At 61.0% G+C, this 12,170-nt stretch carries 13 protein-coding genes; 5 read left to right on the top strand and 8 right to left on the bottom strand.

What is annotated here, in order from left to right:
* On the bottom strand, window positions 1-777 hold the full coding sequence (locus ACZYR5_RS26485; RefSeq protein ID WP_489092326.1) for a ferredoxin--NADP reductase: 777 nt from the start codon (window positions 775-777) through the stop codon (window positions 1-3).
* 349 nt (window positions 778-1,126) lie between these two features.
* On the opposite strand from ACZYR5_RS26485, the gene ACZYR5_RS26480 reads away from it, so the two are divergent.
* The gene (locus tag ACZYR5_RS26480; RefSeq protein ID WP_489092325.1) at window positions 1,127-1,843 is read left to right on the top strand and encodes an autoinducer binding domain-containing protein; all 717 of its coding nucleotides are present in this window, start codon (window positions 1,127-1,129) and stop codon (window positions 1,841-1,843) included.
* A gap of 185 nt (window positions 1,844-2,028) precedes the next feature.
* Entirely contained in the window at window positions 2,029-3,153 is a 1,125-nt protein-coding gene (locus ACZYR5_RS26475) for a methyltransferase (RefSeq protein WP_489092324.1), read from the top strand.
* A gap of 64 nt (window positions 3,154-3,217) precedes the next feature.
* Here the strand turns inward: ACZYR5_RS26475 and ACZYR5_RS26470 are convergent, their stop codons facing one another.
* From ACZYR5_RS26470 to ACZYR5_RS26460, 3 genes are read right to left on the bottom strand one after another with little or no spacing between them, the layout of a single operon-like run.
* Window positions 3,218-3,385 (bottom strand): DUF2474 domain-containing protein, encoded by a 168-nt coding sequence (locus ACZYR5_RS26470; protein WP_489092323.1) that lies wholly within the window; start codon window positions 3,383-3,385, stop codon window positions 3,218-3,220.
* 59 nt (window positions 3,386-3,444) lie between these two features.
* Window positions 3,445-4,452, bottom strand: a complete 1,008-nt coding sequence (gene cydB / locus ACZYR5_RS26465; RefSeq protein ID WP_489092322.1) for a cytochrome d ubiquinol oxidase subunit II — start codon at window positions 4,450-4,452, stop codon at window positions 3,445-3,447.
* Between the two features lie 3 nt (window positions 4,453-4,455).
* Window positions 4,456-5,895 (bottom strand): cytochrome ubiquinol oxidase subunit I, encoded by a 1,440-nt coding sequence (locus tag ACZYR5_RS26460; protein WP_489092321.1) that lies wholly within the window; start codon window positions 5,893-5,895, stop codon window positions 4,456-4,458.
* 341 nt (window positions 5,896-6,236) lie between these two features.
* On the opposite strand from ACZYR5_RS26460, the gene ACZYR5_RS26455 reads away from it, so the two are divergent.
* On the top strand, window positions 6,237-7,520 hold the full coding sequence (locus ACZYR5_RS26455; RefSeq protein WP_489092320.1) for an MFS transporter: 1,284 nt from the start codon (window positions 6,237-6,239) through the stop codon (window positions 7,518-7,520).
* On the opposite strand, the gene ACZYR5_RS26450 is transcribed toward ACZYR5_RS26455, so the two are convergent.
* Both ACZYR5_RS26450 and ACZYR5_RS26445 read right to left on the bottom strand, forming a co-directional pair.
* Window positions 7,486-8,037: a DJ-1 family glyoxalase III gene (locus ACZYR5_RS26450; RefSeq protein ID WP_489092319.1), complete on the bottom strand. Its 552-nt coding sequence runs from the start codon at window positions 8,035-8,037 to the stop codon at window positions 7,486-7,488. The two genes, ACZYR5_RS26455 and ACZYR5_RS26450, sit on opposite strands and share 35 nt — an antisense overlap.
* Window positions 8,038-8,116: 79 nt before the next feature.
* Window positions 8,117-8,563, bottom strand: coding sequence for a DUF4879 domain-containing protein (locus ACZYR5_RS26445; RefSeq protein ID WP_489092318.1), 447 nt, complete (start codon window positions 8,561-8,563; stop codon window positions 8,117-8,119).
* 243 nt (window positions 8,564-8,806) lie between these two features.
* On the opposite strand from ACZYR5_RS26445, the gene ACZYR5_RS26440 reads away from it, so the two are divergent.
* Entirely contained in the window at window positions 8,807-10,102 is a 1,296-nt protein-coding gene (locus tag ACZYR5_RS26440) for an NCS2 family permease (protein ID WP_489092317.1), read from the top strand.
* Entirely contained in the window at window positions 10,099-11,178 is a 1,080-nt protein-coding gene (gene trmA / locus ACZYR5_RS26435) for a tRNA (uridine(54)-C5)-methyltransferase TrmA (RefSeq protein ID WP_489092316.1), read from the top strand. The genes ACZYR5_RS26440 and trmA overlap by 4 nt, the downstream gene beginning before the upstream one ends.
* 54 nt (window positions 11,179-11,232) lie before the next feature.
* Here trmA and ACZYR5_RS26430 read toward each other — a convergent pair whose 3' ends face one another.
* Both ACZYR5_RS26430 and ACZYR5_RS26425 read right to left on the bottom strand, forming a co-directional pair.
* Window positions 11,233-11,676 (bottom strand): DUF2442 domain-containing protein, encoded by a 444-nt coding sequence (locus tag ACZYR5_RS26430; RefSeq protein ID WP_489092315.1) that lies wholly within the window; start codon window positions 11,674-11,676, stop codon window positions 11,233-11,235.
* A complete protein-coding gene (locus tag ACZYR5_RS26425) occupies window positions 11,673-12,101 on the bottom strand; it encodes a DUF4160 domain-containing protein (RefSeq protein ID WP_489092314.1) in 429 nt (142 codons plus the stop codon). The genes ACZYR5_RS26430 and ACZYR5_RS26425 overlap by 4 nt, the downstream gene beginning before the upstream one ends.
* Window positions 12,102-12,170 lie beyond the last annotated feature (69 nt).

Genomic DNA, 12,170 nt, shown 5'->3' with positions numbered 1-12,170 from the left:
TTACCAGTAGTTCTCCACTGCCACCTGGCCGGGGCGACGGCTCAGGCTCAACCGCAGGTCCCGCGCCTTGAGCAGGCCGCGTGTGTCATCAATCATCTGCGGATTGCCGCACAACATGACCCGTGAATGCTCAGGGCTGATGGCCACACCTGCCGCCCGTTCCAGCTCACCATTCTCCAGCAACTGGGTGATGCGTCCGTGCAACGCTCCCGCATGTTCTTCCCGGGTCACCGTGGCGATGAATTGCAGCTTGTGCGCGTGCTCAGTCAGGTATTCACGCTCCTTCAATCCGGCAATCAATGCCTGATACGCCAACTCGCGGGCTTCGCGCACGCTGTACACCAGGATAATCCGCTCGAATCGCTCCCATACTTCGAAATCCTGCAGGATCGATAAAAACGGCGCGACCCCCGTACCGGTGGACAACAGCCACAGGTCGCGGCCATCGACAAACCGATCCAGGGTCAGGTAGCCAAATGCCTGGCGGTCGACCAGCAACGTGTCCCCCTCCTGCAAGCGGCAGAGCTCGCTGGTGAATTCGCCTCCCGGCACCACAATGGAGAAGAACTCGAGGTACTCGTCATGGGGCGCACTGACCATGGAATAGGCCCGCCATACCGTGCTGCCATCGGCCTTGGTGACGCCCAGACGTGCAAACTGGCCGGCACGAAAGCGAAAACCCGGATCACGTGTGGTGCGCAGGGTAAACAGGCTGGAGGTCAGCGGCTGGACCTCAAGCAGGGTCTGGCGGGTAAATTTCTCTTCGCTGGCGCTCATGGTGTGCTCCGTGAATCAGATGCCACCAGTGTCCCGCAAAGCGCAGCAGAGAAACACCACCGATTTGTAGTGGTATTGAGAGCAGCCGAAACCCTCCTGCTATAAACATAGTGTTTAGTTGCCAGCTACTCTTGGTTACTTATACAAAGGCATCAAGACCATATAGGATTACACCAAACATGCAATAAAACTAACACATTGGTTAATCCAGCTATAACCAACCACCACACTTCAAGAGAACACCAAATAGCAAAAAAATCCCACATTGCTCCTAGGAGATATCCTACACTGCGACAGTGCCGATTTCGGACGTACCCGGCATGCAAACGAGTGCTTATGGAGCATCCCCATGGATATCTGGAAGGAAGTTCAGTTAAAACAGTTGGCGGCAGAGTCGAAACTCGAAGTTGCATACAGCATCGCACTTCAGTTCTTCAACAATCTCGGTTATGAATACTGTGCCTTTTCAATGACTTCTCCAACGCCGGGACAGCACCTGACGCCGGTGAGCCTGAATAACTACCCCAACGACTGGAACACTCAGTACGAACAGAACCAGTATCATTCGATCGACCCAATAGTGGCGCATTGCAATCACTCAATACTGCCGATCCTCTGGGACAGCGAAACCTTCGGCACGGCGCCCGCCCTGTGGCACGCGCTGGAAGACCAGGGCATGCAGCACGGCTGGTCACAACCGGTGCACGACCCAGGTAGCGTGGCCATCGCCATGCTGAGCCTGGCCCGCAGTCATTGCCGGATAACGGCCTTCGAGTTGTACGAACAATTGGGCTATGCGGTATTCATCTGCCAGAAATTGCAAACCCTGGCGATTCGATTGACCACAAGCCATCCCCAGGAATGTATCCACAGGAGCCATCTTTCTCCCCGGGAGATCGAAGTGCTGAAATGGTCGGCGTACGGCAAGACCGCCTCGGACGTAGCCGCCATCCTCAGCTTGAGCGAGCGCACGGTGAATTTCCACGTCAACAGCGCCATCAAGAAGATGGGCGTGGCCAACAAGATGTCCGCCGTGGTCGCTGCGGTGAAGTCGCGGATGATCTAGGCAGGCAGACCGCCGAGGTAAAACCGACAAGTATTTCAAGACAAAAAAACGTACCATTTGCGCCGAATTGAGTGGTGATGCCCCCAACGACGCACTGCCGTCCACTCAGAGACGCCCGCCAGCCTCCAGTGCGCACGCGCGGGCTACCCGTTGAACGCCTGCCGTTGATTATCAAGAGTCCCCCGATGCCACTGCTCGAAAGCCCCTTTGCCGAACTCGACCTGATCCGTCAGCCGGAACAGCCAAACGAACCGTTGCAGGCCTTCGATGCTGCCGATGAGTACTTGCTCAATCATCTGGCGGAACAACAACCTGACGCGCAGACCCGCGTCCTGGTGCTCAACGACAGCTTTGGTGCCCTGGCGGCCAGCCTGGTGGGCAAGGTCGCACTCACCAGCAGCGGCGACTCCTTCCTCGCCGCCCTGGCCCTGGAGAAGAACCTGGTACGCAACGGGCTGCCCTTCGATGCCATCAGCCTGTTACCCGCCAGCGTGCCGTGGGTGGGGCCGTTCGACCGGGTGCTGATCCGCGTACCCAAGACCCTGGCCCTGCTGGAGGAGCAGTTGATTCGCCTACAGGGCCACCTGGCACCGGGCGCCCAGGTGATTGCCGCGGCCATGGTCAAGCATCTGCCGCGGGCAGCCGGCGACTTGCTGGAGCGGTACATCGGCCCGATGCACGCCTCGCTGGCCGTGAAGAAAGCCCGGCTGCTGATCGCCACCGCAGACGGCAGGCCCGCGACGGCCTCGCCCTACCCGACCCGTTACCGCCTGGACGAACCCGCCGTCGAGTTGCTCAATCACGCCAACGTGTTCTGCCGCGAAGGCCTGGACATCGGCACCCGGGCGTTTCTCCCGCACCTGCCGAAAAACCTCGGCCAGGCCCGGGTCGCGGACCTGGGTTGCGGCAACGGCGTACTGGCGATCGCCAGCGCCCTGCACAACCCCGACGCGCAGTACACCCTGGTCGACGAGTCGTTCATGGCGGTGCAATCGGCAACTGAAAACTGGCAGGCGGCGCTGGGCGAGCGTCCGGTGATCGTGCGTGCCGGCGACGGCCTGGCCGGCCAGGAAGCACAGTCGCTGGACGTGGTGCTGTGCAATCCGCCCTTCCATCAACAGCAAGTAGTGGGCGACTTCCTCGCCTGGCGCATGTTCCAGCAGGCACGCGAGACCCTGGTGGTCGGTGGAGCGCTGTACATCGTCGGCAACCGCCACCTGGGCTATCACAGCAAGCTGGCCCGCTTGTTCCGTGGCGTCGAACAGGTGGCGGCCACACCCAAGTTCGTGATCCTCAAAGCGCGCAAATAAAAGCCGAAAAAAAACCCTCCAGCGGAGGGTTCAAAGCCGTGCCACAAGGCACGGGATGGGATGTTCAGTGGGTACTCAGGCCCGCCGCATTCATGAACAGGCGCATCAGGCTGGCGACCACAAACAGTGCCAGCACGCTGCCAACCCAGATTGCGGCCAGCCAGCCAAGCCGGTGCCACAGCGGTTTCTTTTCCGCCTCTTCGATTTCCTGCAGGGAATGTTTATCTGCCATTGCCGGATCCTCGGTTTCCAGGCGGTGCCGCCCTTTGGATCAACACCGCCCGCAAGCAATTAGTGATAGCCATCCTCGTGGGTTACCTTGCCGCGGAACACGTAGTAGCTCCAGAAGGTGTAGCCCAGGATAAACGGAATGATGAACAGCGTGCCGACCAGCATGAAACCCTGGCTCTGGGGCGGCGCAGCGGCATCCCAGATCGAGATGGATGGCGGAATGATGTTCGGCCACAGGCTGATCCCCAGCCCGCTGTAACCCAGGAAGATCAGCACCAGGGTCAACAGGAACGGCGTGTAATGGGCATTGCGCGCCACCGCCCGGAGCAATCCGTACATGGTCACCAGCACCAGGATCGGCACCGGCAGGAACCAGAACAGGTTTGGCAGGGTAAACCAGCGCGCGGCGATCTCGGCATGGGCCAGCGGCGTCCACAGACTGACCACCCCCATCACCGCCAGCACCACGAATGCCAACGGTCGCGCCAGGTTGTGCATCTGCTCCTGCAGCTTGCCTTCGGTCTTCATGATCAGCCAGGTGCAACCGAGTAGCGCGTAAGCCGCCACCAGCGCCACGCCGCAGAACAGGGTGAAGGGTGTCAGCCAGTCCAGCGAGCCACCGGCGAACTGCCGATCGACCACTTTGAACCCATCGATAAAAGCACCCAGCGCCACGCCCTGGAAGAAGGTCGCGGTGACCGACCCACCGATAAACGCCTTGTCCCAGATATGCACCTTGTCTTCCTTGACCTTGAAGCGGAACTCGAACGCCACGCCGCGAAAGATCAGGCCGATCAGCATCAGGATCAGCGGCAGGTACAGCGCCGACAACACCACCGAATAGGCCAGCGGGAAGGCACCGAACAACGCTGCCCCACCCAGCACCAGCCAGGTTTCATTGCCGTCCCAGACCGGGGCGACGGTGTTCATCATCACATCACGATCGCCCTTGTCCTTGATGAACGGGAAGAGAATCCCGATCCCCAGGTCGAAGCCGTCCATGACCACGTACATCATGATGCCGAAGATGATGATCACGGCCCAGATCAGCGGAAGATCAATACCCATGACTCAATTCCCCTTGTTCAGGCTGTCGCCGTGATCACTTTCGGTACCGTCGTCGGCAGCCGAAAGCGGACGGGCTGGCGTACGTTGCTGGCCAGGGCCACCGTGGCTCGGCTCGGCACCCTCGTTGAGCTTCGGCCCCTTGCGCACCAGGCGCATCATGTAGCCCAGGCCCACCCCGAACAGAGAGAAATACACCACGACAAACAGCGCCAGGGTGATGCTCATCTGCATCACGCTGTGCCCCGAGGAAGCATCCGCAGTGCGCATCACGCCGTAGATCACCCAGGGCTGGCGGCCGATTTCAGTAGTGAACCAACCGGCAAGAATGGCGATCAGGCCCGAGGGTCCCATCCACAGCGCCAGGTGCAGGAAGGTCCGGTTCGAATACAGCCGATCACGCTTGCGCAGCCACAGACTCCACAGGCCGGTGAAGATCATCAGCATGCCCAGGCCGACCATGATCCGGAACGACCAGAACACAATGGTCGAATTCGCCCGGTCTTCCGGCGGGAACTCCTTGAGTGCCGGGACCTGCTTGTCCAGCGAGTGGGTCAGGATCAGGCTGCCCAGGTAGGGAATCTCGACGGCGTACTTGGTTCGCTCTTCCTTCATGTCCGGCCAGCCGAACAGAATCAACGGCGTCGGCTCGTCACCGACGTTTTCCCAGTGGCCTTCAATCGCGGCGATTTTTGCCGGTTGGTGCTTGAGGGTATTCAGGCCGTGGAAGTCGCCGATGACCGCCTGGATCGGCGCGACAATCAGCGCCATCCACATCGCCATCGAGAGCATGGTACGGATAGCCGGGTTGTCACGTCCGCGCAGCAGGTGCCAGGCAGCGGAGGAGCCGACGAAGAACGCGGTGGCGACGAAGGCGGCCGTCGCCATGTGCAGCAGGCGGTATGGGAATGACGGGTTGAAAATGATCGCCAACCAGTCCACCGGAATCACCTGGCCATTGACGATTTCATAACCCTGGGGAGTCTGCATCCAACTGTTGGAGGCGAGAATCCAGAAGGTCGAGATCAATGTGCCAATCGCCACCATGACGGTGGAAAAGAAGTGCAGCTTGCGCCCCACCTTGTTCCAGCCGAACAGCATGACGCCCAGGAAGCCGGCCTCGAGGAAGAACGCCGTGAGCACTTCATAGGTGAGCAATGGCCCGGTGACCGACCCGGCGAAATCCGAGAATCGGCTCCAGTTGGTCCCGAACTGATAGGCCATGACCAGGCCCGAGACCACGCCCATGCCGAAGTTGACGGCAAAGATCTTCGACCAGAAATGGTAGAGGTCACGGTAGGTATTGTTGTTGGTTTTCAGCCACAACCCTTCGAGCACTGCCAGGTAACTCGCCAGGCCGATGGTGATCGCCGGGAACAGGATGTGGAATGAGATGGTGAATGCGAACTGAATTCGGGCGAGATCAAGAGCCTCCAAACCGAACATAAGTCTTCCTCTGTCAGGTAATACGGCTACAGGCTCGTGGCCTGCACCCACCGCCCCCACGGGTATGGAGTGTGGCGAATTGGAATTCGTTCTTTTTTTTCTACCTTCAGCACAACGCAGGGAGTCTGGCCATCTGGCCGTCAGAGCAAATCCTGGAAAGGCTTTGATCTGGATCAAGTAACGATCAAAGAGTAGTCGCATTTTTGCTGGCAGAGTGTGTGGTCGATTGCCGCGTGACAGGTTGCCTCAGGAGGCCAGCCCACGGATTTCCACGACCGACGCAACCTTTAGTTACAACTTGATGATAATCTCGGCCCCTCCCCCTGCAGATCTGCCCGCCGATGCCCAGCCCAGAGCCTCTGTTGTTACGTCACCAGCGTCCTTTCCTGGCGTTCTGGCTGGCCCGCATTTTCACCGCCAGCGGCTTTCAGATGCTCACGGTGGCCATCGGCTGGAACCTCTATCAGCTCACCGGCAACGTACTGGACCTGGGGTTGGTAGGCCTGGTGGAATTCGCGCCCAGGGTGCTGTTCATGCTGCACACCGGGCACGTGGCGGATCGCTATGACCGACGCAAGGTCGCGGCGCTCTGCCAGTCCCTGCAGGCCTTGATCGCCCTCGCCTTGGCGATCGGCAGCGCCACTGACCATGTCACTCGCGAGATGATTTTCATCCTCGCCTTCCTGCTCGGCGCGGCCCGCTCGTTCGAGATGCCCACCACCCAGGCGTTGCTGCCCAGCATTGTGCCCAGCGCCCTGTTTCCCCGGGCGGTGGCCGCCGCCCAATCGGCACAGCAGTCGGCCACCATCGTCGCCCCGGCACTCGGCGGCCTGCTCTATGCGTTCGGCAGCGTCTGGGTCTATGGCCCCACCGTCGTGCTGTACGTCATCGCCTGCTGCCTGATGCTCAACCTGCCGGCGCGGCAAACCCCGCTCAACAAAGGCAAGGCCACGCTCGACTCGTTGCTGGCGGGCGTGCGCTTCATCCGCAGCCGTCCGGACATTCTCGGGGCCATTTCGCTGGACCTGTTTGCGGTGCTGCTCGGCGGCGCCACGGCCTTGTTGCCGGTGTTTGCCAAGGACATCCTGCTGACCGGGCCCTGGGGCCTGGGGCTGCTGCGCTCGGCGCCAGCGGTCGGTGCGCTGCTGATGTCACTGTGGCTGGCACGCTTTGCCGTCGAGCGTAAGGTCGGCCGGGTGATGTTCACCGCCGTTGGCATCTTCGGCGTAGCGACCATCGCCTTCGGCCTGTCGACCTCGTTCTGGTTTTCCTTGGCGGTACTGGTGGTACTCGGCGCGGCAGACATGATCAGCATGGTGATCCGCGCTTCGTTCGTGCAGTTGGAAACCCCGGATGAAATGCGCGGACGAGTCAGCGCCGTAAACGGCTTGTTCATCGGGGCCTCGAACCAGTTGGGTGAGTTCGAATCCGGCCTCACTGCCCATTGGTTCGGCACCGTGCCAGCAGTGGTTATGGGCGGTGTAGGCACGCTGCTGGTCACCGGGGTTTGGATCAAACTCTTCCCCACCCTGGCCTCGCGTGATCGTATGCACACGCCGGTGCCAAACCCGCAGGACCCGACAGTCGCTTCTACGCCAGCAGCGCCTGCGCCACCGACTGCCTGACCGCCTTGCCTTGCAATTGCTCGACCAGTTGCAAGGCAAACGCCAGTGCAGCCCCCGAGCCCTGAGCGGTGATGCAGTTGCCATCGACCACCACCGGCTGATCGACGAAGGTGCAGCCGAGCAACTGCTGGCTGACCGCCGGCAGGCAGGTCATGCGCCGCTGTCGCAAGACTCCGAAGGCTTGCAGGGCCAATGCGGGAGATTCGCCGATCGCCGCAAACAGGCGGCCGGCAGCGCTCTGGTCCTTGAGCAACTGCTGCAAAGGTTGATGGGCGGCCAGGTGTTTGGCGCCTACGGCACCGCCGGGCAGGACAATCAGGTCGAAGGGCTGCGCCAGCACGTCCAGCAACATGCCATCCGCCGTCAGGCGGGTTCCGCGAGCGCACGTCAGCATGCGCCGCGCCTCGATACTGGCGACCACCACTTCGACATTGGCCCGGCGCAACACGTCGATCAGCGTGACGCTTTGCAAGTCATCGACGCCCTGGGCCAGGGTAATCAGTGCTCTTGAGGTCATGGTCGGCATCCACAGGAATATCCTTGAAGCTTAGTCAGCTTTGCAGCCAGCGGCTCTGACCCTGTGGACGATCGGGCAACTACTTGATGTAAAGCTGGGTCGCCAGGGTGTTGCCCGGGCTGTTGATCGAGGTATTGCTGAAGGTGAAAGTGCCGCGTTGCTTGTCGGCCAGATCAAAGATATAGAGGAAGCCGACGATCTTGCTCACGGCGCCCGAGCACTCCGTCAGGTTGCCATTGTCGTAGGCGCACACCCGTTCACGCACGCCGTTGACCTCAATCCCGTCCAGAGCAACCTGGGGCGCGCGACCATAGCCGACTTCCAGCACGTAGACCTTGATGTTCGGCCCCTGGTGATCACAGCTGGTTTGCACCTGCCCGGGGCGGATGTCCTCCAGGCCGCAGGACGGCGACTGGACCTTGAGCACCTTTATCTCGGTCAGTGGCGGCGCGGAAGCCGCCGAGGCCGTTGCGGCCGCCATCGCCAGCCAAAGACCTGTCATTAAAGCCGAAACCCTGTTTTTCATACGCCCCCCACAAAACGAGCCGGCAGTATGCACCAGTGGCGGAACTGGCAAAAACACCGCTTGACCCGCCACATGCGGGCTGTCGGCACATCTGGCACAGATGCAGGCAGCCATTGACGTTTTCCGCTGGTATGATGCGCGGCTTTTTCCGACCGACAGAAAAATCCAGGCGCCTGCAGCGGTCTGTGCTTTGCTGTTGAAGTCGATACATTCACGGCGCAAGACGCGCCACGGGGAGCAGACATGCTGGAAAGGCTGTTTCAACTCAAGGCACACAACACCAACGTGCGGACCGAGATTCTTGCGGGCGTCACGACCTTCCTGGCCATGGCCTACATTCTGTTCGTCAACCCGAGCATCCTCGGCGAGACCGGCATGGACAAGGGCGCGGTGTTTGTCGCGACGTGCCTGGCAGCCGCCATCGGCTCCGCGGTAATGGGCCTGATCGCCAACTACCCGATTGCACTGGCACCAGGCATGGGCCTGAACGCCTTCTTCACCTACACCGTGGTCCTGCACATGGGCCACACCTGGCAAGTGGCGCTGGGTGCGGTGTTCATTTCGGCCGTGTGCTTCTTTCTGCTGTCGATCTTCCGCATTCGTGAATGGATCATCAACAGCATCCCGCTGCCGCTGCGCTCGGCCATCGCTGCGGGTATCGGCCTGTTCCTCGCACTGATTGCCCTGCACAACGCCGGTATCGTGGTTGGCAACTCGGCGACCATGGTCGGCCTGGGCGACTTGAAACAACCGGCCCCCATTCTCGCGACCCTTGGTTTTGCCCTGATCGTCGCCCTGGAAGCCCTTGCCGTGCGCGGTGCCGTGCTGATCGGCATCCTGGTGGTGACCATCGCCTCGATCGCCCTGGGCTTCACGCCATTTGGTGGCGTGGTGTCGATGCCGCCTTCCCTCGCGCCTACGTTCCTGCAACTGGACATCAAGGGCGCGCTGGACATCGGCCTGGTCAGCGTGATCTTCGCCTTCCTGTTCGTCGACCTGTTCGACAACTCCGGCACCCTGATCGGCGTGGCCAAACGTGCTGGCCTGATGGGCAAGGACGGCCACATGCCGAAAATGGGTCGTGCGCTGATCGCCGACAGTACCGCCGCCATGGCTGGTTCCCTGCTGGGCACCTCGACCACCACCAGCTACATCGAGTCGGCCGCGGGCGTCAGCGCCGGCGGTCGTACCGGCCTGACGGCGATCGTGGTCGCGTTCCTGTTCCTGCTGGCCTTGTTCTTCTCGCCACTGGCCGCCAGCGTCCCGGCATTCGCGACTGCGCCAGCCCTGCTGTTCGTCGCCGTGCTGATGACTTCCGGCCTGGCGGAAATAGACTGGGATGACATCACCGTCGCCGCCCCCGTGGTCATCACCGCCCTGGCGATGCCGTTCACTTACTCGATCGCCAACGGCATCGCGTTCGGTTTCATCGCCTGGACGGCGATCAAACTGATGTCCGGTCGTGGTCGTGAATTGAACCCGGCGCTGGTGATTCTTTCCATTCTGTTCGTGATCAAGTTGGGTTGGTTCAACGCATGACATTCGATTCCCAGGCTTACGCCGTTCAGCTCGAAGACAAGGTCACGCGCCTGCGCGACCTGCTGAAACCGTTCGATGCACCTGAACCGGCGGTATTCGACTCACCGCTGGCCAACTTTCGCCTGCGCGCCGAATTCCGTCTGTGGCGTGAAGCCGGCGAGCGTCACTACGCAATGTTTTCCCAGGAAGACAAGCGCACGCCGATCCTGATCGAAGCATTCCCGATTGCCAGCCTGCGCATCAACCAACTGATGCCGCAGCTCAAGGCCGCCTGGCAGGCCAGCGCGGCCCTGAGCCACAAGCTGTTCCAGGTGGAGTTCCTGACCACCCTGGCCGGCGATGCGATGATTACCCTGTGCTATCACCGGCCACTGGACGAACACTGGCACGCGGCGGCGACCCAACTGGCCGCCGAGCTGAATGTCAGCGTGATCGGCCGCTCCAAGGGCAAGCGCGAGGTGATTGGCCAGGATTACGTGGTCGAGAAGCTGGAAGTCGGCGGTCGTACCTTCAGCTATCGCCAACCCGAAGGCGCGTTCACCCAGCCCAACGGTACGGTGAACCAGAAGATGCTCAACTGGGCCTACGACGCCCTGGGCGAGCGCAGCGATGATCTGCTGGAGCTGTATTGCGGCAACGGCAACTTCACCCTGCCCCTGGCGACCCGCGTGCGTAAAGTGCTGGCCACCGAAATCAGCAAGACCTCGGTGAATGCGGCCCTGAGCAACCTCAGCGAAAACGCTGTGGATAACGTCACCCTGGTGCGCCTGTCCGCCGAAGAGTTGACCGAAGCGCTGAACGAAGTGCGTCCGTTCCGTCGCCTGCAGGGTATCGACCTGAAGAGCTACGAATTCGGCAGCGTGTTCGTCGACCCGCCACGCGCTGGCATGGACCCGGACACTTGCGAACTGACCCGGCGTTTCGACAACATCCTGTATATCTCGTGCAACCCCGAAACGCTGGCAGCCAACATTGCCCAATTGCATGACACGCACCGCATCACCCGCTGCGCGATGTTCGATCAGTTCCCGTGGACTCACCACATGGAATCCGGGGTCATGCTGACCCGCCGCTGATGGTTCAAGCAGGTAACAAGACAGCCGTCGTGAAGACGGCTTTTTTGTGCGTGCCTAAAGAGGGTTGTCGACCTTGCGCGGACGCCCACCCTTGCGCCCATTGGCGCGAGCTGCCTGGGCCTTGGCGAGACTGCTCTGGCGGCCATTGCGGCTGGCAATAACCGAGGCCGCCAGGTCCATCAGCGGTTTACTGGCCTGGATCATCCCGGCGATGGACAGGTGCAGGTCCTTGCCTTCGTGACACAGCGCGGTACCGGCAAAACCAACCTGCAAATCCTCGAAATCCGCCTCGGCGAAATCGCCGAACTCCGGGTAATGCTTCAGTGGCAGCAGCACGGCACTGCCATCCTCGAATCCAATTGCCAGATGCTGCCCTTCGACGCTGACGCGACGGGCATTCACCCCACTGCGATTGGCCCGCCCCCGCTCGATGGCCGCGTCCAGCGCTGCCGCAGTCAACGGACGATCCACTGGATCCTTTGCTTGTATCGTCTTCATAAGCTGATCTCCACGCCTTGCGGTGCGCCCTCCAGATCCATCAGGGTTGAATTGCTCCAGATGTCATATCGAGCCGAGGCAATCCGGTAGATCGGCCTGTCATCCAGGTTGATCAGCACCACTTCGTTGATTTTCCCATCCCACAATTGATTGCCCAGACAGGTCGTTCGCAGCTTTGTCCACCAGATACGCCGTGCGCGGCGCAAGTGGACGGCCTGCCTGAGGATTTGCCGCAGCCCTTCGAGAACCGCCAGAGGCGGGCGACGCGACAGCGGGACGACATCCCAGAGTTCGACAGCGTTGTGCCAAAAGCTGAAAACGAATCGCGCGCCCCATGTGCCGGCATCGACATGTACATGGGGCGGGCAGTGCTCGTCACGCAACATGATCACCAGGGACAGTCCCTTGTAGCTGCATATTTTCATGCTAACCCATCCGTTAGGTTTTTGAGTGGAACTCCGACGACTGGCACCCCAACGCCAGCCGGCAATGCC

It is taken from the genome of Pseudomonas sp. F007 (assembly GCF_057814275.1).
The sequence above is the reverse complement of the archived record's forward strand: the minus strand, read 5'-3'. Positions and strand labels throughout refer to the sequence as shown.

What these genes read in the sequence shown, in the direction of transcription:
- ACZYR5_RS26430 (WP_489092315.1), bottom strand. Translation starts at nt 11,676, where the DNA reads ATGAAGACGATACAAGCAAAGGATCCAGTGGATCGTCCGTTGACTGCG.
- ACZYR5_RS26425 (WP_489092314.1), bottom strand. Translation starts at nt 12,101, where the DNA reads ATGAAAATATGCAGCTACAAGGGACTGTCCCTGGTGATCATGTTGCGT.
- ACZYR5_RS26470 (WP_489092323.1), bottom strand. Translation starts at nt 3,385, where the DNA reads ATGGCAGATAAACATTCCCTGCAGGAAATCGAAGAGGCGGAAAAGAAA.
- ACZYR5_RS26485 (WP_489092326.1), bottom strand. Translation starts at nt 777, where the DNA reads ATGAGCGCCAGCGAAGAGAAATTTACCCGCCAGACCCTGCTTGAGGTC.
- ACZYR5_RS26455 (WP_489092320.1), top strand. Translation starts at nt 6,237, where the DNA reads ATGCCCAGCCCAGAGCCTCTGTTGTTACGTCACCAGCGTCCTTTCCTG.
- ACZYR5_RS26445 (WP_489092318.1), bottom strand. Translation starts at nt 8,563, where the DNA reads ATGAAAAACAGGGTTTCGGCTTTAATGACAGGTCTTTGGCTGGCGATG.
- ACZYR5_RS26475 (WP_489092324.1), top strand. Translation starts at nt 2,029, where the DNA reads ATGCCACTGCTCGAAAGCCCCTTTGCCGAACTCGACCTGATCCGTCAG.
- cydB (WP_489092322.1), bottom strand. Translation starts at nt 4,452, where the DNA reads ATGGGTATTGATCTTCCGCTGATCTGGGCCGTGATCATCATCTTCGGC.
- ACZYR5_RS26460 (WP_489092321.1), bottom strand. Translation starts at nt 5,895, where the DNA reads ATGTTCGGTTTGGAGGCTCTTGATCTCGCCCGAATTCAGTTCGCATTC.
- ACZYR5_RS26450 (WP_489092319.1), bottom strand. Translation starts at nt 8,037, where the DNA reads ATGACCTCAAGAGCACTGATTACCCTGGCCCAGGGCGTCGATGACTTG.
- ACZYR5_RS26440 (WP_489092317.1), top strand. Translation starts at nt 8,807, where the DNA reads ATGCTGGAAAGGCTGTTTCAACTCAAGGCACACAACACCAACGTGCGG.
- trmA (WP_489092316.1), top strand. Translation starts at nt 10,099, where the DNA reads ATGACATTCGATTCCCAGGCTTACGCCGTTCAGCTCGAAGACAAGGTC.
- ACZYR5_RS26480 (WP_489092325.1), top strand. Translation starts at nt 1,127, where the DNA reads ATGGATATCTGGAAGGAAGTTCAGTTAAAACAGTTGGCGGCAGAGTCG.